Here is a 23,978-nt window from a genome sequence, read left to right as displayed (position 1 = left end):
AGTTGGAAAAATGTGTTTTTTATACTTATAAATAGCGAAAAAAATGTGATAAATACAATTAAAATCATTGAAAAAAATGTGTTATGCTAGACTTAGCAAAAAGGAGGGGATACTTTGAAAAGAACAGCTATGTGGAAATTAGTGGCATGAAAATCGAGCGATGAGCGTAAGCCAATGGTTTTAAAGGGAGCCAGGCGGGTTGGGAAAACTTGGTTGATGAAAGAGTTTGGTAAAAACTATTATAAGAGCTTTGTATAGTTCAACTTTGATGAAGAAGATGAGTTAAAATCAATTTTTGAAACCAATAAAAATCCGCAGCGTATTATCGAGCTGCTTTCAATGATTGCCGGGGAGAAAATATATCCGGAAGACACTCTGATTATATTTGATGAGGTGCAGGAATGCCCGGAGGCATTAAATGCGCTGAAATACTTTAAAGAAAAGGCAAATGAGTACCATGTTATTGCTGCTGGGAGCCTCCTTGGAACGCTTCTTGCAAAGCCGAAATCGTATCCGGTTGGAATGGTAAATTTATTAGATATTTTTCCTTTGACATTTGAGGAGTTCTTGGAGGCAACAGATGCACCCTTATTTGCTTATTATGAGGATATCCATAAGGAACAGCAGATAGAAGAAATCTTTCATAATAGACTGTTGGAAGCTTATAACAATTATCTTATTATAGGGGGAATGCCTGAATGTGTTTCTTCTTGGTTAAAGCATAAAGACCCGGCTAAAATTGCTCAAATTCAACGTGAACTGATCGAGGTATACGAAAACGATTTTTCTAAACACAATGGTAAGGTGAATAGCGGACGAATCCTTATGGTTTTTCGCAGTATTGTAACGCAGCTTGCAAAGTCAAATGAAAAATTCATGTATGGAGCAGTGAAAGAAGGGGCAAGAGCCAGAGATTTTGAAGAAGCAATAGAATGGCTTGTTTCTGCAGGTATGCTAAACCGGATATATAATGTTTCTAAGCTGGAGCATCCGCTCTCTGCCTTTGATAAGTTAGACCAATTTAAATTATTTTTATTTGATACCGGATTGTTAAAGCAGATGGCGGGCATTGATAACAGTGCAATCCTGTTAAAGTCAACCTATCAGTTCAAAGGCCAGCTGACGGAAAATTATGTTTTGCAGCAGCTTAGGGGGCAGTTTGATGTAATGCCGAGATACTTTTCAAGCAGAAATGGGGAAATTGATTTTGTGCTACAGTACGGTATGGATATTATTCCTGTTGAAACAAAAGGCGGTGAGGATAAATCGGCACCGACCTTCAAAAAATATGTTGCAGACAATCACCCCCAATATGCAGTCAGATTTTCAAAAATGGGATATAGAAAGGACGGTAATATTACCAATATTCCATTATATCTAGTCGGAAAGACCAAGGAGCTTTTAGGGGGGTAGATAGATTTGGAGTGAATATAGAAGTGGTTTTGCGACAGATGCAAGAAAAGAATTATAGCTTAGTAAGAAAACGGTTGATTATAAATTAACCGTTTTTTTGTGCCATTTTTTGGCAAAATGTAACAAAAGGTGATATAGCAATATGCCATATTGACTATAACAATAGTCAATGATATAATCTGACTACACCAATAGACAGTTTTATGGGCTGTATTTAGAGATATTTTAGAGAGAAGAAAGAGAAAAAGTTTATGGAAAAGAGTTGGTTATATGAGGTTTTATGATTCGGAAATAAAGGTTTTAGAAGTTCTATGGGAGCATGGAGAACTTACCGCTGGGCAAATTGCGGAAATTTTAGGAAAAGAAGATGGGTGGAAAAGAACAACTGCTTATACAGTGGTTCAGAAATGTGTTGATAAAGGCTATATTGAAAGGAAAAAACCGAAATTTACCTGTAAGGCTTTAATCACAAAAGAAGAAGCACAAATGAGCAGTGTTTCTGAACAGATTGAAAAATCTTATCCTTCCAAAATTGCTTTTTTTAAGGCGTATTTAAATAAAGATAATTTGACAAATGATGAGATTAAAGGCTTGTTTCAGGTAATAGATGATTTAAAGAAATAATGTGCTGAAGAATGGAAGTGTGCCATGAGTTTTTTATATATGAGTTTTTCGGCAAGTTGTATTGTATTGTTTACAGTTATTTTAAGGGGGCTTTTTAAAAGATTTTTGCCAATAGAATTATTCTGCGGACTATGGTGGTTGGCAATGCTCAGAGCCTTAGTGCCATTCTCAATTAAATCTAACTATAGTATTTACAATGCGAAAATAGCATTAGAAGGTGGCGTAAGGCAAATTTTAAATCTTACACTCTCGGAGAGAGAACAAACAGAGTGGATAATTTCCATAGGGTTAATAGTTTGTACGGTACTTATAATTTTTATTTCAGTATTTTTTGCAAGATATTTTTTAAAAATGCACAAATACTGTAATGATATTGCAGAAAATTCTGCTTTGATACAGAACTTAGGGATGGAAGAAGTTTTTGAAAGCATAAAATTTCCTGTAAGAAGGATAAAAATAAAGACTTCTGCTGTTTTAGATACGCCTGTATCTTATGGCTTTCTGAACCCGGTTATTATAATGCCTAAAGATTTAAATATAAATGATAAGGAAACTCTACAGTGTATTTTATTGCATGAGTGTATTCACATCAAATATATGCACTATCTGTGGAAAATTATATCGGTAGTTGTTGTTTGTATACATTGGTTCAATCCATGTATGTGGCTGCTGTATTGGTATATGGATAAGGATACAGAGATTTTTTGCGATAAAAAGGTCATTCAAATCTTACATGAGGATAAAAGAGAAATGTACGCCAGAACGCTTGTAAATATGGCACTTTGGCAGAACGAAAGTAAGATTTTGGCAAATAATTTTATTAAAAAAAGTATGTTAAAAGAAAGGATTGTAATGATTATGAAATTTAAAAAGACTTCCCTGGTAATGACATTGGCATCCCTGTTTATTTTTTCAAGTGCTGCAACAGCTTTTGCTACAACAGGAGTATCTGTTGCAATGAATGATAGCAATAACGATCAAATACAGGTAATAGAGGTGTCTGACGATGAAATTTGCTTGATGAGTGATGAAGCTGTTGCTCTGGATCTTTCCTATGAGGAATTAGAGCCATATATAAATACGAATAGTACTCAAAGAGCTACAAAATCTATTTATATTAAAGATTACAAATACAAATCTAAAACACCTTCTCCTGCCAGCCTGAAGGTATCTATGGAGCAGGATGGGTATACATATACAGGAACATTAACCTATTCGTATGGAGAAAAGACAGCCAGTGGAACTTATGTGGGTTATTATTGCGGATATTTATATAGATAATTCATAATGCTTTGGGTTCATTTTAATTTGATTGAAGAAAAATACCACTAATATAAGTGTTATTTAATATTTAATTGGAAGGGGATGGTTTTATGAAGGTTAAGAAGAAATCTGTAATGGAGGTGATAAAAAAATCCTGAATGAAAAATGCAGAAGCGTGCGACCAACACAAAATCTGTTTCAAACAGGATTGATAATAGTATACAATAAATTCTTATCGTTTTCCATAAATTTATTTTATACGAGGAGGTAACATCATGAAGAGATTGGTTTATTTAGTGTTTGCATTTATTTTGACTGTTCCGATGTCTGCGTATGCTGCTACTGCAGAAACTAGCACATTTGCCGCTCAGAAAGAAAATGAATATAGTCAGGAATACTATGATAAAATAATTGAAGAATTAAGCAACGAGTATGGACTTGAAATAAGACAAGGTATGCCAAATGATATTGACGGGAAAACTACACAGTTGTTAAATAATCAAACAAAAGAGAATAAACAGCTTACCCCAGATGAATTTGAAAAATTTTTAAGAGAAGAATTAGAAAAAATTTCTTTACACAATCAAAAAGTGAAAGAAAAATATGAAGAAACTGGAGATAGCCTTGAAAAAGCGCAGTGGTTTCCGTGTGGGGAAAACAGTAATCAAGCAAGAATGAAATCCTGTATTATTGACAAAAAATATAAAGGTGGTTTAAATGATAATACAGTGAAAGGCCATTTAGAGGGTATTATTGATAACTCTTATGGATACTGGACATTTAATCAAGTAGACGCTACATCTGCTACATGGATGACATTGAATAGCACATATAATTCCAAAACCTATACTAACAAATTTATTGATGGGCGTAGAACAAGTGCTGTGACTTATAATGGATATGTTTATTATGCTACGGGAAATTTTACAGTTTACGATGTTAAGGAATATGTTGAATATTACGCTTCTGAAGGAGCATGATAAATTGAGAAATATAAAAAATTTAAGCGCTATGAAGCCTGAAGAAAAGTTTAAAACGTAAGCTTTTTACCATTGCTTTATAGGGTTATCTAAATTAAACGGAGTGAAAGAGTAAGTCCTATCACTCCGTTTTTGATAATTAAAAATTTTATATGTCTAATAGAGTAATAGCTATTTCTTTGGTGTATGCAACAGTATTCTTGTGTCACTAAAGAAATACTTATATAGCAATGATTCTGGCAGAATGGTCTATTATTCATTCCTTTTGTTTTTGAAAGCAGCGTTGCACCTTAGTATATCCGCCATTAAGCGGGAAATATCTTATTGGCTTTGCTGTCGTCTAATGAAAAGTGCTATGTAGAAAAAGCAGTATCGAATTGCCTGAACAGGTATTTTTTGATAATATAACCTCAGAGGGAACTGTGTCGGGTGCAGGTTTTATTGCTAAAGGTGCGGAGATACATACCACCAAGATAGTTATGACACATGAGAGGCACTCCTCGTAGCAGCTTTTAAGGAGAAATAGCTTATGGGCTGCTAAGCACAATTTTTTGTGGCAGTTTCCTTCAGACTTTGAAAATAATATTTTCAAGGTTGCTTTTCATAAAATTTTTCATCCAAGCAGCTCCGGGGCAAATTGCCTTGGGGCTGTATTCCTTTGTATAAAAGGGGTAAGGATTATATCTGAAGAACTGTTTATGATATTCGCATGAGATACAAGGATTGGATGCGGGGCTTGACACTAAACCTATCCGTAAATGGCAGAAGCAATGGTTTGACGAGTGTGGATCTATTGCAATATAATATATACATAAAGAGAGCAGTCAAGTATCAAATTCGATAAATAGCGATAATAGGAGGGCAAAAGAATGAATGGTTACGAAATAATGGCAGCCAGTTACAGACAGATGGTAAAGCAGGGAAGAATCGACAAGGAAACGGCAGACAAGGAGATTCGTATTTATGACTTCCTTGCCACCTGTGATACCGAAGATATTTGCCGTATGGTGGACAGCTCCGCATTCAACGATATTATCAAAGCGTTTGTCGAAACGGCTGTTAAAAATGCAGATATTGACGAGGATGCAGGGGAAAAAGTGGTTGCCCAGCTCTGTTATTTGTTCGATGAAAAGACGGCAAGACAGGTTCTCGATGGCAGATAAAGCGAGAAAATGTAAAGTGGCTGTATAGGTAGCAATAATTATTTACAGGTGTATTTTCCAAAATATCCGTAATAGAAAGCTCAATGTGGATAATTATCAGAATATCTATAGAGAATATTTTGAGCGGTCTTAGAGCTAAAAAAAGGTGGGGGACTGGCCCTCACCTTTCCTTAGCTTATGGGCTGCTAAGCACAATTTTTTGTGGCGGTTTCCTTTAGGCTTTGAAAAAAATATTTTCAAAGTTGCTTTTCATAAAATTTTTTATCCAACAGCTCCGGGGCAAATTGGAGTCTGTGAAAAAAACTCTGTAAAAACATAAATAACAAGGCCTTCTATGATAGAATAAAAATATCATGAGGAGGCCTTAAATTATGGCAAGAAGAAAAAGAATGTCCGAGGGTAAGAAAAACATTATTGCAGCACTTCTGCAGGAATACGATATCCAGTCAGCAGAGGATATCCAGGACGCTCTCAAAGATCTGCTGGGCGATACCATCAAAGAAATGATGGAAGCTGAAATGGATGAACACCTGGGTTATGAGTCCTATGAACGCTCTGAAAATCCCAATTCCAGAAATGGATATAAACAAAAACAGATTCGCAGTAAATATGGCGAAACCACACTGAGTGTTCCGCAGGACCGCGACAGTACATTTGAACTTAAAATCGTCAAGAAACGTCAGAAAGACATCTCTGCAATCGATGATAAGATCATTTCTATGTATGCCAAAGGCATGACAACACGCCAGATTTCTGAGATGATTGAAGATATTTATGGTTTTGAAGTCAGCGAAGGCATGGTTTCTGATATCACAGATCGTCTTTTGCCGGAAATAGAAGAATGGCAGAACAGACCTCTGGCAGAAGTGTATCCGATTCTTTTTATCGATGCCGTCCACTTTTCGGTGAAAGATAATAACGTTATCCGTAAGCTTGCCGCATATGTGATCCTAGGCATCAATCACGAAGGCAAAAAAGAAGTGTTGACCATTCAGGTTGGCGAAAATGAGAGCAGCAAATATTGGCTGACAGTACTGAATGAGCTGAAAAACAGAGGTGTGAAAGATATCCTGATTCTTTGTGCTGATGGTCTTACAGGAATCAAAGAAGCTATCAATGCTGCCTTCCCTAAGACCGAATATCAGCGCTGTATCGTACACCAGGTAAGAAACACTCTGAAATATGTCCCTGACAAGGATAGGAAAGCATTTGCAGCGGATTTGAAAACGATTTATCAGGCGGCAGACGAGAAAAAGGCATTGGCAGCATTAGAACATGTGACCGAAAAATGGACTCCCAAATATCCGAATTCCATGAAACGCTGGAAGGATAACTGGGATGCAATTTCTCAGATTTTCAAATTTTCGGCAACGGTCCGGAAGGTCATTTACACGACAAATGCGATAGAATCACTGAATTCCACCTATCGGAAACTGAATCGCCAGAGAAGCGTATTTCCAAGCGATACAGCCCTTTTAAAGGCACTGTATCTTGCCACGTTTGAAGCTACGAAGAAATGGACCAGTACGATCCGGAACTGGGCACAGGTGTATGGTGAACTGAGTATTATGTACGAAGGACGCCTCCCGGAGTAACGAATAAACAGGCGAATAAGGCGGGGCGGAAAACCGCCTGCTCTTGACATGCCATTCAACAACTGTTATATATAAAACAAGGGTGAGAAGCCTGATTTTCAGGCTTACCACCCTCACATATCATAGAAGAATCTTATTTACAGACTTTTTCTCATAGTCTCACTTCGTTGAATTACGGATCTGGTGAATGATACACTGCTGAATCTCTGTTTTTGGATAAACAGCCTCGATTGCCTGTGGAAATCCATTTAAACCATCAACGCATGCAATCAGGATATCCTCAACGCCTCTGTTTTTTAATCCATTCATGATAGAAAGCCAGAACTTTGCACTTTCGTTTTCTCCAACATACATTCCAAGGACATCTTTTTTTCCATTCATGTCGATACCAAGAGCAATGTAAACCGCACGTTTTACAATACGTCCTTCGCTGCGGACATGATAATGGATTGCATCCATAAATACTACAGCATACACTTCTTCCAGAGGACGTTCCTGCCATTCTTTTACAATAGGCAGGATTTTATCTGTGATCCTGCTGATTGTGCTGTCAGAAATATCAATATCGTATAATTCACGCATGTGGGATTCAATGTCTCCGGTTGTCATTCCCTTGGCATACATGGAAAGTATTTTTTCTTCCATGTCCTGAGTTACGGTATTCTGATATTTTTTAATCAACTGTGGTTCATAATCACCGTTACGATTCCTTGGAATCGCCACATCCATATCTCCATAACTGGTGTGCATGGTTTTGCTGGAATGTTCATTTCTACTATTGTCTGTTTCTTTGTTTTGGTAGTCATACTTGGAATATCCTAATTCTTCGTCCAGTTCTTCATCCAAAGCACCTTCCAAAAGGACAGACATCATGTCACGCATGATGCTGTTTACATCGATGCTGTCTTTGATGCTGATATCATTATTTTTCAGATAGTTACGCATCATTTCTCTCATTGCTGCTTTTTGTGGGCTGTCTTTTCTTCTTGCCATAAAAATAACCTCCAAACTGAGTAATTTTATCTTACATCAGTTTGGAGGTTTACACAAACTTTGGGATGCTCCCAAATAATCAGAAGCTTCTTTTTAATTTATCATCATAAAATCATCTTTGATATCTGACAGTCTTTCCTGGTTTTGCACCTGTCATTTTTTTGTCATGATATACCACTTCGCCAGCAACAATTACATAATCAATACCATCCGCCAATGCATTGGAATGGATGTAGTCTGCTGTATCGTTAATTGTTTCATAATCAAAAATAACTAAATCGGCATCATATCCATCTCTAACCAATCCCTTTGTTTTCAGGTTGATTTTCTCAGCAGTTAACGATGTCATTTTTCGTATCATCGCTTCCAGTGTCATCAGATGGTTCTCTTTCACAAAATATTTGATCGCACGCGGAAATGTACCAAAAGCTCTTGGATGCGCCTTATCATCCATAGATTTAATAATGCCATCTGTACCTACTACAACCAAATCATCCTGAATGATGCGGAATACATCTTCTTCACTCATAGAAAAGTAAATCGCTGTTACAACACCATTATTTGCAATCATAATATCGCAGAAAGTTTCAAAGGGATCTTGCCCTTTCTCCTTTGCCAATTCCGCAACCCTTTTTCCTTCAGCTTCCGGGTAGCAGGGAGAACAAGAAATAAACACACCCTCCCAACCTCCGGAGTGCAAATAAAAATTATCATACGGAGTATTTGGATCGTTCATTTCATTCTTAATTTTCTCTTTCATTACCGGATCCTTCAGATATTCCAGCATACCAGACAATCCATGTGTAAAATACTTCGGAGGTGTACATACAGACAGATGTGTCATAGACGCTGTATAAGGATATTGATCGCAGGAAACTTCAATTCCTTCATCAATCGCATCATGAATCATTTTTAGCGTTTCCTTAGACATTCCCCAATTTGCTTTCCCTTGAATTTTATGATGAGAAATAATCAATCGAACGCCCGTCTTTCTTGCAATAGAAATTGCCTCTTGAATGGAACGAAAAGAATCTCCAGCCTCATTTCTCATATGTGTCGTATACAGCCCACCATATTCGGCAATAATCTTGCAAAGTTCTACCAGTTCGTCTTCATTTGCATATGCACTAGGTACATAAACCAATCCAGAAGACATCCCTGCAGCCCCATGTTCCATCGCTTCACGAAGCAATGCTTTCATTTGTTCCAGTTCTTCTTTTGTAGGTTCTCTATCTGCATAACCCATAACAGCTACACGAAGAGTCACATGACCAATCAGAAATTGTGTATTTTCCGGACGTCTTACCGTATCTGTATAATTCAGATAAGCCTCACAACTTGTAAATGTACTCATTTCCTCTGGAAATGTATTACTCAAAAGTCCTAAACTTTCCTGTAATAAATTTAAATATTCCGGGTTTACAGGGAACATTGAAAACCCGCACATTCCACCCTGATGTGTTGTGATCCCTTGAGATATTTTAGAGAGAGATGCATACTCCTCTCCCAATGGAATATCTCCATGGGAGTGAGGGTCTATAAATCCAGGGCAAGTATACCGTCCTTTGGCATCAATCACATTTTCTGCATCCACAACAGTATTTGGGGGAAACACAAATAGCTTTCCTTCCTTTGCTGCAACTCCCCCTGCAAATGCCGGTGTACCAGAACCATCAATTATTTTTGTATTTTTAATAAAAAGATCATATTTCATAAGCCGTGTCCTCCTTTATTTAGATAACCATCACATCAACAGATTACCGATTAGGACACCAAAATAGTTTCCGATGATATACCCCAAAAGCCCTACTAAAATAGAAGGAACTACTAGTTCATGCCAACCTTTATTGATTGCAAATGCCGCCGCAGTTGTCGGTCCACCAAATGTCGCATTACAAGCTAAGGAAATTTCCTCATAAGACCATTTGAAAATTTTCCCAATCGCCATTGTTACCAAGAAATTAAAAATCATAATACAAATGATAAACGCAATCACAACTACGCCAATCTGTGCCAATTCTGCCAAGTTTGCTGCACATCCCAAGCCAACAAAAAACAGGATGATTGCAAAGTTACCCAGTTCTTCTGCCCCCTGTAATTTCTCAAAATATTTAGGGAACAATGTAACCAATGTCACAGTGATTAGTGTCATTACTAGATAAATGCTACCCAAAAGCTGTTTGACAATAAAAGGGGCTTCTGTAGCATTTACAAAAGTACAAATAGTCTGACTGACACCGGTAATCACAAAAGTTGTTGCTAAACTAAGAGCAATACTCAATAGGGAGATATTCTTAGGCTTCCAGTAGCTTTCTGCCATAGATTTACCACCATCTGCTGCCCTCTCCATTTCATCAATATAAGGATGCGGATACATCTTTCTAACAAACTTCAAATTTGCAGCACTGCTCAGCATCAGCATATAGAATGCAAGGAAAAGGTTCGCTGCAATTGCACAAGCATTCACATAGTTTGCTTCCATATTAAAAGTTTGCCCCATCGCCACCAGATTTACCGTGCCACCAATATGTGCACCTGTTGTCATAGCAGCAATACCACCAACACCTTCCACATCTTTGAACATCAGCCCACAAACAGCAACACCAATCAATGTCCCTACTGCCGCCACAAAGAAAATCACTGCTAACTTACCAGAATCTCTTATAATTCTTCTCAAATCACATTGAAAAAGCAACAACGGAATGGATAAAGGCAAAATATAGCTGTTAATAACTGTATAAACTTCAGAAGAAACAGGAATCAAACGCACATTTACCAAAATCAGAGCACTAAAAATTGCGATAATAGCACTTCCTATTTTGCCACCCCATTTGAATTTTTGCTCTGCCAGAATAGCAAAAGCACCCAAAGATATAACGACCGCCCAAATTAACCATACTTGATCAGATTGAATGAAAGATGTCATAAGCTCTTTTCGTATAATACCCGTGTATCATACTCTCCTTTCTCCAAATGCTTTAATTTCGTTTCAATTTAAAAATACGTATTTTTATAACAACCGTTGTTTATAATGATTATATCATTCCCGCAAGCTTATCGTTTATCTGCTTTTTCGTCTTACATTAACGAAAACTACGATATCAAAAGCATATTTTAATATATCTTATTTACAGGATTTAAATTATAGCATATAATGAAAATGCTTATATTACAGGATATTTCTTTATATCCGTATTTCTTTTTACCGAATAATTCGTTATATATTAACGAAAATTGCGATAACTAAATATACTTTTTATCCTGTAAAATTAAGGTAAAATATATTGTAATAGATTGGAGGAGTTTTTATGAAAATAGAACAAATACAACAAATTATAGAAGTTGCTCAAGTAGGTTCCATCAATAGAGCTTCTCAAAATCTTTATATTGCACAAAGCACATTAAGCAGTTCTATCAAATGTGTAGAAACAGAACTCCGTCAAAAACTATTCATACGCACACAAAAAGGAATCGAACAAACAGAGTTCGGAAAAATATTTGTTAAATATGGGAAAACTATTTTAGAAGCCTATCAACACATTCAGTCTGCCTCAAATCTACAATACAGAAACGGATCTAATTCTGCCTTTAAAATTTCTATCTACTATTTGCTTTTTGCCAATAGACTTCTCTATCAGATGTTTAATAAGTATTCTGACCAGAATATTAACTTTCACTATATAAACACCCCCAGAGACAGAATTCTCTTTGACGTAGCTCATAATATATCTGAAATCGGCATTATCGCAATGCCATCTCTCATGAAATCGCAGTGGCTAGATTTAATTTATTCTTATGGTCTAGAGTATCATACTTTATCTATCGAACCAACACATATTTTATTTGGTCCTGCCTGTCCTTTATATCAGTCAAACAAAACATCCGTAACAATAAATGAGTTGCATAACTTCAGCCAAATTACAATCAAAGAAAATAATGAACTCATCAAAGCTATCGAAGCAGAAATATCTAAAACCTTCTGTCCTTCGACGACAATTCAACTTAGTGATCGAGATTTACTGATTGGTATGCTTCATGAAACAAATGGTTATTACATTGCTACTATGAATCAGTATGCTTATGTTAAAGAACCCTATGATCCAATTATTAAAAGTCTTCCCGTTGTTGCATGTCCATTTCACTATGAATTTGGTCTAGTAAAGAAGCAGAGAACGGAACTCTCCGCATTGGCCGACGAATTTGTTGCTCTGATTCGCAGTGCAATCACCGGAAATAATTCAAAATAATAAAATTTTATCTTCCTCTTAGGGATAGAAAAAGTAGTATGCAGTTTACTTAGCTCTAATAGAGGTGGAGGTGCGGGCATTTTCTTGGACTATCTAGGGAGTATCATAAAAGAATCTTATTTACAGACTTTTTCTCACAGTCTCATATCCACCGTTTTGCAATATAGCATTTGCATTATTGATGGAAATCTCCACGGTTGCCTTGTTAATGGCGTTGATATCATTCTCTTTTTCGCTCTTAAGAACGAGTTCAACTTTACACATATTGTAAAGCAGTCCAACAAGAAGAACCGTGTTTTCTGTAATTTTCTTCTCTTCTGGGGTAAATGTATTCCAATCGGTATGTCCAAGCACGGTAACGATACTCTTCAAACAGTTAAGGCGTCTCTCATAGATACCATTTACCTTAAAAAGAGTTTCGTAATACTTGTTGGAAGTCGAATACAAATCAACAAGGTAATTGCAAATGTTGTTGATTTTTCCTTCAGCCTTTTTCATCTGCGCCCAGGCTTCATCAGCCTTATCTGACAGTTTACCACCTGTGAAACTAAAGATAATACCGCCAACCAACAAACCAACGCCAAGAGTCGCAGCACCCAAAGCGGCAGCACCAGCCGCCATTCCACCGCCACCTGTTGCAAGTGTACCACCACCCAGCAATGCCAAAGTGGCATTGGTCGCAGCGACACCACTCAACGATGCAATAGCAGTTCCAGTAGAAGCTGTACCCAAAGCCATAACAGCAGCTGTAGTTGCACCAGCTGCAGCAAAACCACCAGCAGCACCTAAGCCTGCACCGCCAAGTCCTCCAAGGAGAACGCCTGCACCAACAGATACTTCCTTGATTTTCTCCCCATCATACTTTGGAAGTGAGACACCGTTTTTGGAATATGTCTCAAAAGTAGGTCTGTTTTTGATTTGCTCAAACAAATCCGAGAATTCACTAAAACTATGCAGAATTTCAAGTTCTAACTTTCCGAGCTTGTCCATATTCTTTGTTGTTGTTTCATTCTCTTTCTCGAATCTTGCCATGTTTCTTTCGTGGCGACTTTGGGCAGCTTTCGCAGTGTCGTTTGCATCTTTCATTTTCTTAGCACCATGTGCTGCTACACCTACTCCAGTTGTACCAGCAACAACAGCTGCACCTTTTAATGCTATGGGTATTAACCAAATTGGCAAAGGCATAATCTATTCCCCCATCTCTCTTTTTAATATTTCACAGCATTCCTAATTACCATACAACATTGACCACATTTATCGCACTTAAATATCACTTGAACTCCAATACGGATGAAGCATCATTCATAAAAGCATCAAAATCTCCACTGTACGGAAGGTCGATGCCAAGTGCCTTATATTCGCTTTTCAGCAGAACGTTCAATTCATCTTCACTGTTGGCTTCTTCCATCATGGCGAGCATATGGTTATATTGTTCTGTTTCTTTCTTGAAAAGCTCGAAATCAATTTTTTCAAGCTGTGTCAAATACAATGCTATAGCTTCGTTGATTCTGATATAAGCATCCAACTGTTTCTGCAACGAGAGGCTGATTCCCAAACGAATACATACTTCTCTAAATACCAGAGATACCAGACGATACCACGCAACAATGTTTAATCGCAGAAAGAAGTTTACCCAGTTTTCCCCGGAACGAATTGCCGCATCTGCACCATCCATCAAACACAATGTACCATCTCCGATGATGAGCATGATTCTGAGATCATCATGTCGTTTGGTTGGGATGCACTCGTGTAACGGACGCTTGTGATAGAAGCAATGCTTAATTGCCCAAATCAGCTTGATTGACAAATCGCAAAGGACAACCGGAATTGCCATTGTAAGTCCAAATCTTGCATCATATCCCTCTTGGAATACTTTAGTGGCTACCGTTGCCAACGTATTTCTGTCTTGACCGACTTGAAAACTTCCAAAATTACACAACTGAAACAACTCATAGAACGGAATTACAACACCGCTTCCTCTGCCAGATGCACCAGAACTGCCGGCAGCATCAGACATAATGTGACCAAACCAATTCGCCACTCCGCAAAAGAGCTTTGATATAAAGTCATGTCCCTGTAATTCGTATGTCTCTGTCTGAATTGTAATCAGTTGACCATTATGTAAGAAAGATGATGTTGAAGTAAACTGATTCAGAATAGAGAAGAACAATCCAATAATATCCGGCGAATGAGCCAACGATTTCATGTGATGGTTCTTTGCAGACATAGTAAACAATCCAGCAACATCTCCAGAATGGCGTTGGTCATAGTTCACAGGGAATTTTTTCTCCAAGAAACCAATCGCACTGGCAACGCTTTTTTCTTTCCCTTCTCTGGGTGACCATCCACAAGTTTTGGCAAAAGACATTACTGTTTTATCTACCTGTGCATCTGTCCACCCTTGCAATTTGCTATCAGCGGGGGAGCCAACAAGAAAAATATCAACCAATCCTGCAATAGCGCCACATCCAACAGCACTCAAATAGTCATACTTATCGCACTTATCATTATAAAATACAGGCTTCAAATTTCGATCATTACGAAATATGCTAATATCTACATCGCTCATTGAAAACCTCCAGCTTATTTTAGGGCTTTTTTAATAGAAACTCTTTGGATAATTATATCATGCAATAACAGACTTCTCAATCGCACCTCTAATCAATCTGCTGTGTTCACTTAGATTGTACTGGACGGAACAGGAAAAGGGAAGTTACATTTTTCTGCAATAATAATAATAAATCATAACTATTGCAAGCGGTTGTGCTATCATTAGAATTATCAAACAAATCATTCGCAAAGTCGAAGCTATCATTTGCACTTATCGTTGAAGAAAAACATGTAGTATGATACAATAATAAAAATTGAGAGTATAAGAACGAAAATCAATACTATACTTTCAAAATACAGGAAAACCATAAGTTTTGTATATCGAAGAGGGAATACATATGGCAGTATCATACAATGGATTGTGGAAGCTATTAATTGATAAAAATATGAAGAAAGTGGATATGATGAACCAAGTGGGAATCAGTAGTAGCACCGTGGCAAAAATGACCAATGGTGAGCTGGTTTCCATGAAGATTCTTGAGAAGATTTGCGATAAACTAGATTGTGATTTCGGAGATATTATCCATTATGAAAAAGAAACAAAGGATGGCGGGCAGTAATGGAATACAGTGCAGGACTTACATCAAAATTATTCTGGCTGCAAGAATCCAGAAAAACGGCAGGTTATATTCTGGAAGGACTTAGCAAGACAGATATCCGAAAGATTGTCTGGGAGGAAAATATCTATCAGGTGAAAGCAGAATATCGTGCCTATGAGGTGTTGAACGGAACATACCGAAGGGTATCTGCCTTACCGGAAGTAGTGTTGCAGGCATTTATCACTTGTGATGTGGAAATTGTAAAAATTCTAAATCTAATTGCAATCCTGATGGACAGCAGATTATTTTTTGAGTTTTTACGCGAAGTATACAACGAGAAGATTCGATTAGGTGAAAAAGAGATTACCGATCGTGATCTGAATGTCTTTTTTGCAGATAAGGCAATGCAGAGTGATGTGGTTGCTGGCTGGACGGATACTGCAGTACGGAAGTTGAAACAGTGTTTCACCAGAATGATGTTTGAAGCAGGATTACTGGAAAGTAGTGTAAAACCCAGAACAATCAAGCAAGTTCATATTGATTACCGTACAGAAGAATTACTGACTGCAAATGGGCTTGGTAAATACTTGAAAGCAGTGAAGGGAGTCTAAGGATGGCGAGGTTAAGTTTGGATGAAAGACTGAATCGGATTGAAGATAAGATTTCTGAAAAGTCTTTCCGTGAAAATAAAGGACTTGGAAATGAAGTCGGATATTATGTGTTTGATTATAATCCAAGAGCGGAACTGGAAGTGCGCAGTCATATCGCATATTTAAAGGACCGAATCAACAATAGCAATAAAGACTTTAAAATCATAGAATTTGATCTATTTCATACGATGATTCAGGTGTTAGAGAAAGAAGGATATCTGGAAGCCTTCTTTGATCTGGAAAAAGAGAATGGCTTTTTTGATATGGCAGACAATCTGGTAGAAACATTGGGACTGGATGAAACAAACGAGCTAAACCTGATTATTTCAAAGATTCTACAGGAAGATCTGACAAATAGCGTGATTTTTCTGACAGGAGTCGGAAAATGCCATCCAATCATTGCAAGCCATAATATTTTGAACAATTTGCATCAGGTACTTGATAGTGTGCCGGTTGTGATGTTTTATCCGGGAGAATACAGCGGACAGGATTTAAAATTATTTGGAACGATGGATTCCAGAAATTATTACCGGGCATTCCGGCTTGTGTAAAATAAAGGAGAAGAAAAATGCAGATTAAAGAGATGTTTGAGAAACAGATTGACCGTGATATTAAGGGTGTAATCAAAGTAGGTCAGTCTGATGAAGAAAATGTATATCAGGAATTGGACGAATATGTAGTAACAAAAGAATTGCTAAAACATTTCCATGATTTTTTCGATAACTATGAAAAGGGGATTAATAACAATACTGACAAAATGGGTGTCTGGATCTCCGGTTTCTTTGGAAGTGGTAAATCTCATTTTTTAAAGATTCTTTCCCATCTGTTAAAAAACAGTGTAGTGGAAGGAAAGAGAGCAATCGAATACTTTACAGATGGAAAGAAAATCGATGATCCGATGCTGATTGCCAAAATGACCAATTCCGGGACCATTTCTTCTGATGTCATGCTCTTTAATATTGATTCCAAAGGCTCTGCAAAGGTCGGATCCGGCAAGGAAGCTATTGTGGAAGTCTTTATGAAGGTATTCAATGAAATGCAAGGATATTGCGGTTCCATTCCGTATCTTGCAGAATTTGAACGTCAGTTAGATAACGAAGGAAGATTTGAAGAGTTCAAAAATAAATTTGAAGAGATTGCAGGTACACCGTGGGAGAAGAAGAGACAGGCCTTTGTGGTTATCCAAGATAAAATCGTAAAAACGATTGCTGCAATGGATTTCATGAGTGAAGAGGCTGCCCGCAACTGGTGTAAAAATGCAAAGGGAAACTATGACCTCAGTATTGAAAAGTTCGTATCTCTGGTCAAAGAGTATTGTGAGAAAAAAGGGCCAAATCATCATGTCATTTTCCTTGTGGATGAGATCGGACAGTATATTGCAGATGACACACAGCTTATGCTCAACCTCCAGACAATCGTGGAAGACCTTGGAACAGCCTGCAGAGGTAAGGCATGGGTTATCGTAACAAGTCAGGAGGATATTGACTCTATTACAAAGACAAAGGGAAATGACTTCTCTAAGATTCAGGGACGATTTGATACGAGACTTTCTCTTTCAGCATCAAATGTTGACGAAGTAATTCGTAAGCGTGTGCTTGCAAAGAACGAGACAGCAACACAGACACTCAGCCTTCTCTATGAGCAGAAAGAATCTATTATCAAGAATCTTATTACATTTACTACAGATATCGCAGATAAGAAATTATATACAGACAAGACTGATTTTGCAGACTGTTATCCGTTTATTCCATATCAGTTCAATTTGCTTGGACAGGTATTGACAGCTGTGCGTACTTATGGAGCCAGTGGAAAGCACTTATCTGATCAGTCCCGTTCTATGTTAGCACTGTTCCAAGAGTCGGCAATTCGTTTAAAAGACAGTCAAGAAGGTGTACTGGTACCATTTAGCTATTTCTATGATCCTCTACATAAATTCATTGACCATCAGCACAGCCAGGTAATTACCGATGCCGAAGACAATAGTAGATTGGATGAGTTTGATGTAGAACTGTTGAAAGTGCTGTTTATGATTAAATACGTCAAAGAATTCAAAGCAAAGGTAGATAACCTTACTACGTTAATGATCTCTAATATTGACGATGACCGTATTGAAATCCGTGGAAGGATAGAAGAATCCTTAAAGAAACTGATCCGAGAGACACTGGTACAGAAGAATGGAGAAATCTATAGCTTCCTGACTAATGAAGAACAGGAAATCAATAATGCGATCAATAACGAATCGGTAGAAATGGGTGAGATTATTGGAGAGGCATCTACAGTAATCTTCGAGGATATCTTTACAGATAAGAAATACCGTTACAGCAACCGTTATTTATTTCCGTTTAACCAGAAAGTGGATGGGCGTTATTTCAAGGGGAATCAGTCCAATGATATCGGAGTATCAATCATCACACCCTATGAAGAAGATTATCCGGATTCTGCCCTGCGCATGCTTTCCGTACAAGAACATAGTGTGATTGTAAAATTACCGAACGATAGCACCTTCTTAGATGAGATTACAGACTCCCTCAAGATTTATAAATTCCTAAATACACTAGGTGCAAGAGGAAGCTTTGACAGTATCCGTCGTGCAAAAGAAAATGAACGCCTTGAAAAGAAAGATCGTATCCGTATCTTTATCGAGGATGCTCTGAAACATGCGGATATTTATGTGAATGGTGATAAAGCAAATATCTCAGCCAAAGAGCCGGCAAGCCGTATTAACGAAGCACTTGGCAAGTTAGTAGCTATGCAGTATAACAAGCTGACCTATATGGAAACAGCTCCTGAGCTTTCTGATATTGCTGCGGTATTCAATGGAAGCGATGGACAGCTTTCCTTCCTTGGAACCAGTGATACAACACCGAATAAATTAGCATTGGAAGAAGTCATTCAGGTCATCGGTCTTAACAACGCACGACACATGAAAACTTCTCTGAAATCCCTGCAGGATAAATTTGGGGCTGCTCCGTATGGCTTTGATCCGAAAGACGTGCAGTGGCTGGTTGCCATGCTCTTTAAGATGGGAAGAGTATCCCTGACCTATAACAGCCAGAGTTTATCTATGCTATCCAATACAAAAGAAGAGTTGGTACGCTACCTGACAAAACGTGAATTTGTCGAGAAACTGCTGATTAGTATTAGAGAAAGAGCAACAGATGGACAAATTCGCTCGGCGAAAGAAGTAATAAAAGACTATTTTGGTTTCTCAGTATCCAGTGATGATGACGATATGATTATGAGAACCTTTAAGAAAAAAGCACAGGATAAGCTGGAATTATTCAGCGAAATCATGATTGAATATCGTGTAAATCCAAAGTTGCCATGCAAATCCTTAATGGAACAGGCAAAGAAGAATCTGGAAGAACTTCTGACCATTAAAGAGCCGGCAGAATTCTTTAAAACAGTGGATAAAAAACGAGATGACCTGTTAGACGATGCGGATGATACTGCACCGGTGCTTGACTTCTTTAATGGTGATCAGAAAAAAATTTTTGAAAAAGCACAGGAACAAATTCAGATGTTTGAAAATAGTAAGATTTATGTCAGGGAACAAGAAATTATTGACAACGTAGCCCGGATGGAAGCCATTGTAACTGCAAAGAATCCTTTTAGGCAGATTCAGAAGTTGCCCGATATGTCTATGAGGTTTGTACAGCAGTATGGAGAATTACTGGAAAAAGAAGCAGAAGAAATGCGTCCAATCGTAGAAGATGATCAGAGAAAGGTTTTACATATACTGGATGAAAAAGGGTTTGTATCAGTGTTTAGGGACAGATTCTCAAGTGTTTTTGAAGAATTAAAAGAAAAGCTGGATACTTCTAACGAGATTGCTACGGTAAAAAATATTAGATTAGAAAGTGATACCTTGAAGCTTCGCTGTTTGGATGAGATTACGGAATATGAGGAAGCGCATCGTCCGAAAGTAAATCCGGAACCATCGGTAAATCCAGTAACTCCGCCTACAAGTGAAGACCATGTATCGCCAGTACAGCCAAAACCAAAGAAACGTAAGAATGTATCCATCAGCAATGTGGCAGGTGCAAGAACTTATTCCATTGAAAATGAACAGGATATCGACAATTTCTTGGCAGAGATGAAGGAAAAATTATTAAACGAGCTGGATGAAAATACGATTATCACATTAAGCTAAATATTCCGGTGGGAGGAAGTAGTACATGAACAAGAACACGATAAAAAAATTTGCCATAGAAGCAAGAAAAAAACTGATTGATTCGGTTACGGACAAAGCAGGCATGCTCGGTATCACGGAGAAATCCTGCAGTGAACCGATTACTAAGGGGCCAGACTTTGAAGTATATCAGACCGTTGCGGGAACAGAAGTTACACTAAATAAAAATCAGTGTAAACAAAGGAAGAAACTGGTATCACAGATTGAATCTCGTGGCTTTGAAGCTGTTGTAGAAGAAGTAGCCTATACCTGGTTCAACCGAATCTGTGCAATCCGTTTTATGGAAGTAAATGATTATCTTCCAAACAGAGTTCGTGTACTCTCCTCTGAAAAAGAAGGCAAGATGGAACCGGATCTTGTGACTCGGGCGCCGGATGTAGATTTAAACCTGACTGCACAGGAAAAAGAAGAGATTATCAATTGGAAAATGAGCGGTACATCTGAAGATACGGATAAGCTGTATTGCAAATTGTTCCTGAAACAGTGTCATCAATTGCATGATATTCTGCCGGGATTATTTGAGGCAGACTCTGACTATATGGAATTACTTTTTGGCATCTCTTATACGAATAAAGATGATGTTATCTATATGCTAGTCAATTCAGAGACTGGTATTCCGGAAAATGATTTTAATGTGTCTGCACTGGATGAAGAAGGGAATCCAACCGGACAAGTGGAGATCATTGGATGGCTGTATCAGTATTACAATACAGAATTAAAAGATGATACCTTTGCAAAACTGAAAAAGAATATAAAAATAACAAAAGAAAGAATTCCGGCAGCAACACAGCTTTTCACACCGGACTGGATTGTGCGTTATATGGTGGAAAACTCTTTGGGAAGAATTTGGATTGAGCATTTAAGGGCTGTAGATCCAAGCACAGACGAAAAAGCAGCTGCGGAGAGATTTGGATGGAAATATTATCTTCCAGAGGCAGAGCAGGAAGAAGCTGTTAATGTAAAACTGGCAGAAATCCGTACCTCCTACAAAGAACTGAAGCCTACAGATATTACCTGTATCGATCCATGTATGGGAAGTGGACATATCCTGATTGCAATGTTCGATGTGCTGATGGATATTTATGAAAGTGCAGGATACGATAAGAGGGAAGCAGCGTTTGAAATCGTAGAGCATAATATTTATGGTTTGGATATTGACCGGAGAGCATATCAGCTGGCATATTTTGCAGTGATGATGAAAGGGCGTCAGTATGATCGCCGCTTTTTCAGCCGTGGCATTCAGCCGCATGTGTATGCCATTGCAGAGAGCGGACATACTGATAAGGATGGGAAAAAGCATAAAAATTATGATGAATATGCACTTGAGTATTTCTGTAATGGCGATGCCAAGCGGAAAGCAGCTATGGAAACCATCATCAGTGAACTGCATGATGCAAAGGAATACGGCTCGATTCTGACGGTTACACCGCAGGACTGGTCTGCGCTGTATGACCGCTTTGCGGAAATTGAGGAGGATATTCATATCTCTCGTGAAGCAGCACTGAGAGAATTACTGCCGTTGGTGCAGGTGGCGGAGGCGTTGGCGCAGAGGTATGACGTGGTTGTGACGAATCCGCCGTATATGGGTGCGTCAGGTATGAGTTCAAAGCTGTCGAATTATGTAAAAAAGAATTATCCAGATAGCAAGAGCGACTTATTTGCGGTATTTATTGAACATTGTGGATATATGGCAAAGAAAAATGGATATCAAGCGATGATTACACAACAGGTGTGGATGTTTATTGCAGGATATGAGCGATTGAGAGAAAAACTTTTAAGCTACAGGGTTATTAATATGTTGCATCTTGGAGCAAGAGCTTTCAATGAAATACCAGGAGAGGTAGTTCAAACTGTTTCTTTTATTTTGAATTTATCATACATTTCTGATTATAGTGGAACGTATTGTAAACTTTTGACTGGAAAATCGGAAGCTGAAAAAGAAAAAGATTTTTTTGATGTAAAACAACGCTTTGCTACAAAACAAGCTATTTTTTCTGGAATACCAAGAACAGAGTATATATATTGGGTAAGCGATGCTCTTTTGCATGCGTTTACTCATTATAAAAAAGTAAGAGACTATTTTACAGTTCGTAATGGACTGACTACAGGGGATAATAATCGTTTTTTACGTCTATGGTTTGAAGTTCAAAAAGAAAACATAGGAAGTAAATGGTTTCCTTGTAATAAGGGAGGTACATTTCGACGCTGGTATGGAAATAAAGATTATTTAATAGATTGGGAAAATAATGGATTTGCTCTCAAAAATTTTACAGACATAAAAACTGGTAAGTTAAGGTCAACACTTAGAAATATTGAGTTTAATTTTCTTCCATCAGTTGTTGTTGGACATGTAGCATCTGGAGATTTACCATTTAGATATGTGGAAGGTGGATTTATCTCAGAAAGTGCGGTTAACAGCATATATCCACTGGATAATGAAGTGAGTCTCATATATTTGCTCGGCATACTTAATTCTAAATCTTGTAATTATATTTCAAAAATGTTAAGTCCTACATTGGGTGTGTCGCCTGAAGATATACTTAACATTCCGATTGTGGTAAGAGATGAGTCAATAGTTTCTTCAGTGGTGAAAAATACGCTTGCAATATCGAAAATAGATTGGGATTCTTTTGAAACATCATGGGACTTCCAGTGCCATCCATTGATTCAAAATTGTCACGGTGTAGATAATGAGAAAGGAGAAGAACAGGCATATATTGAAGATGCGTATACTGAGTGGGAGTTTGATTGCAACCGTCGATTTAACCAGCTTAAAGCTAACGAAGAAGAACTGAACCGTATCTTCATCGATATTTATGGCTTGCAGGGTGAGCTGACACCGGAGGTCGAGGATAAGGATGTAACTGTCCGCAAGGCTGACCTTGGCAGAGATATTCGCTCTTTCATTTCCTATGCGGTTGGCTGTATGTTCGGTCGGTATTCGCTGTATAATGAAGGAATTTTATATGCAGGCGGTGCAGGTAGAGATTTTGGAAGCATTGTTGATAAAATACAAGATTGTCTTCATGCTCAAGGAAAATCTCGATTTCCAGAAAACGAATTTTATCCTGACAGAGATAACATAATCCCCATCTGTGACGATGAATACTTCGAGGATGATATTGTCGGTCTGTTCGTGAAATTTGTGAAAACTGTTTACGGCGCAGATACCTTAGAAGAAAATCTTGATTTTATTGCAAGTGCATTAGGAAACAAAGGCGATACTTCCAGAGAAGTCATTCGTAATTATTTCTTGAAAGATTTTTATGCAGACCATCTGAAAGTATATCAGAAGCGTCCTATTTACTGGCTGTTTGATAGTGGAAAACAGAACGGATTTAAGGCTCTGATTTATATGCACCGTTATGATGCTGATACTGTTGGTCGTGTCAGAACGGATTACTTACACCGAGCGCAGAAATATGTTGAAACAGCGATGCAGAGTGCGCAGTATATCATTGAAAATGCAACATCCGCTTCAGAAAAATCAAAGGCAACAAAAGCTGTAACCAAGTATACCAAGCAGCTTGCAGAAATGAAGATTTACGATGAAGCCATTGCACATATTGCAAATAAGAGAATTGAGATCGATCTGGATGATGGTGTGAAAGTAAATTATGAGAAATTCCAGGGAGTGGAAGTTGCCCAGGAGGGCAAGAAAGCATTAAAAGTGGATTTGTTGGCAAACCTGAAATAAAGGAAATAAGGT

At 37.9% G+C, this 23,978-nt stretch carries 16 protein-coding genes and 2 pseudogenes; 13 read left to right on the top strand and 5 right to left on the bottom strand.

Features of this window, described 5'->3' with window-relative positions:
* Window positions 1-174 precede the first annotated feature (174 nt).
* From EJE48_RS12595 to EJE48_RS08310, 7 genes and pseudogenes are all read left to right on the top strand, one after another.
* Window positions 175-510, top strand: a pseudogene (locus tag EJE48_RS12595) (AAA family ATPase); the annotation flags it as partial.
* A 12-nt stretch (window positions 511-522) separates the two neighbouring features.
* Window positions 523-1,413, top strand: a complete 891-nt coding sequence (locus EJE48_RS12590) for an ATP-binding protein (protein WP_408608190.1) — start codon at window positions 523-525, stop codon at window positions 1,411-1,413.
* Between the two features lie 270 nt (window positions 1,414-1,683).
* Window positions 1,684-2,037 (top strand): BlaI/MecI/CopY family transcriptional regulator, encoded by a 354-nt coding sequence (locus EJE48_RS08330; protein WP_124984489.1) that lies wholly within the window; start codon window positions 1,684-1,686, stop codon window positions 2,035-2,037.
* Between the two features lie 24 nt (window positions 2,038-2,061).
* Window positions 2,062-3,318: a M56 family metallopeptidase gene (locus EJE48_RS08325; RefSeq protein ID WP_124984488.1), complete on the top strand. Its 1,257-nt coding sequence runs from the start codon at window positions 2,062-2,064 to the stop codon at window positions 3,316-3,318.
* Between the two features lie 257 nt (window positions 3,319-3,575).
* On the top strand, window positions 3,576-4,280 hold the full coding sequence (locus EJE48_RS08320) for a hypothetical protein (RefSeq protein WP_124984487.1): 705 nt from the start codon (window positions 3,576-3,578) through the stop codon (window positions 4,278-4,280).
* Between the two features lie 869 nt (window positions 4,281-5,149).
* The gene (locus EJE48_RS08315) at window positions 5,150-5,443 is read left to right on the top strand and encodes a hypothetical protein (protein ID WP_118582712.1); all 294 of its coding nucleotides are present in this window, start codon (window positions 5,150-5,152) and stop codon (window positions 5,441-5,443) included.
* 371 nt (window positions 5,444-5,814) lie between these two features.
* The gene (locus tag EJE48_RS08310) at window positions 5,815-7,038 is read left to right on the top strand and encodes an IS256 family transposase (protein WP_118582715.1); all 1,224 of its coding nucleotides are present in this window, start codon (window positions 5,815-5,817) and stop codon (window positions 7,036-7,038) included.
* Between the two features lie 162 nt (window positions 7,039-7,200).
* On the opposite strand, the pseudogene EJE48_RS08305 reads toward EJE48_RS08310, so the two are convergent.
* The 3 genes and pseudogenes from EJE48_RS08305 to EJE48_RS08295 all read right to left on the bottom strand — a co-directional run.
* Window positions 7,201-8,031: pseudogene (locus EJE48_RS08305) on the bottom strand (IS256 family transposase); the annotation flags it as partial.
* Window positions 8,032-8,143: 112 nt separating this feature from the next.
* A complete protein-coding gene (locus EJE48_RS08300) occupies window positions 8,144-9,745 on the bottom strand; it encodes an N-acyl-D-amino-acid deacylase family protein (RefSeq protein WP_124984486.1) in 1,602 nt (533 codons plus the stop codon).
* 30 nt (window positions 9,746-9,775) lie between these two features.
* On the bottom strand, window positions 9,776-10,957 hold the full coding sequence (locus EJE48_RS08295; protein ID WP_118582721.1) for a DUF819 family protein: 1,182 nt from the start codon (window positions 10,955-10,957) through the stop codon (window positions 9,776-9,778).
* Window positions 10,958-11,339: 382 nt separating this feature from the next.
* Here EJE48_RS08295 and EJE48_RS08290 point away from each other — a divergent pair, with 382 nt between their 5' ends.
* Window positions 11,340-12,278, top strand: coding sequence for a LysR family transcriptional regulator (locus EJE48_RS08290; RefSeq protein WP_124984485.1), 939 nt, complete (start codon window positions 11,340-11,342; stop codon window positions 12,276-12,278).
* Window positions 12,279-12,398: 120 nt separating this feature from the next.
* On the opposite strand, the gene EJE48_RS08285 is transcribed toward EJE48_RS08290, so the two are convergent.
* Entirely contained in the window at window positions 12,399-13,463 is a 1,065-nt protein-coding gene (locus tag EJE48_RS08285) for a hypothetical protein (protein ID WP_118582727.1), read from the bottom strand.
* Window positions 13,464-13,548: 85 nt separating this feature from the next.
* Window positions 13,549-14,847: a hypothetical protein gene (locus tag EJE48_RS08280; protein WP_118582730.1), complete on the bottom strand. Its 1,299-nt coding sequence runs from the start codon at window positions 14,845-14,847 to the stop codon at window positions 13,549-13,551.
* Between the two features lie 379 nt (window positions 14,848-15,226).
* Between EJE48_RS08280 and EJE48_RS08275 the strand changes: the two genes are divergently transcribed.
* Genes EJE48_RS08275 through pglX form a run of 5 tightly spaced genes read left to right on the top strand, consistent with a single transcriptional unit; the run spans window position 15,227 to window position 23,966 of the window.
* Entirely contained in the window at window positions 15,227-15,448 is a 222-nt protein-coding gene (locus EJE48_RS08275; protein ID WP_118582733.1) for a helix-turn-helix domain-containing protein, read from the top strand.
* The gene (locus EJE48_RS08270; RefSeq protein WP_118582736.1) at window positions 15,448-16,038 is read left to right on the top strand and encodes a DUF1819 family protein; all 591 of its coding nucleotides are present in this window, start codon (window positions 15,448-15,450) and stop codon (window positions 16,036-16,038) included. The genes EJE48_RS08275 and EJE48_RS08270 overlap by 1 nt, the downstream gene beginning before the upstream one ends.
* A 17-nt stretch (window positions 16,039-16,055) precedes the next feature.
* Window positions 16,056-16,628 (top strand): DUF1788 domain-containing protein, encoded by a 573-nt coding sequence (locus tag EJE48_RS08265; protein ID WP_243108004.1) that lies wholly within the window; start codon window positions 16,056-16,058, stop codon window positions 16,626-16,628.
* 17 nt (window positions 16,629-16,645) lie between these two features.
* On the top strand, window positions 16,646-20,230 hold the full coding sequence (brxC, locus tag EJE48_RS08260; protein WP_118582742.1) for a BREX system P-loop protein BrxC: 3,585 nt from the start codon (window positions 16,646-16,648) through the stop codon (window positions 20,228-20,230).
* Window positions 20,231-20,255: 25 nt separating this feature from the next.
* A complete protein-coding gene (pglX, locus tag EJE48_RS08255) occupies window positions 20,256-23,966 on the top strand; it encodes a BREX-1 system adenine-specific DNA-methyltransferase PglX (RefSeq protein ID WP_118582745.1) in 3,711 nt (1,236 codons plus the stop codon).
* The last annotated feature ends 12 nt before the right edge of the window (window positions 23,967-23,978 follow it).

The sequence above is a fragment of the Anaerotignum faecicola genome (assembly GCF_003865035.1).
Taxonomy (GTDB): domain Bacteria; phylum Bacillota; class Clostridia; order Lachnospirales; family Anaerotignaceae; genus Anaerotignum_A; species Anaerotignum_A faecicola.
Note: the sequence above shows the minus strand (reverse complement) of the source record. Positions and strands in the feature narration are given on the sequence as shown.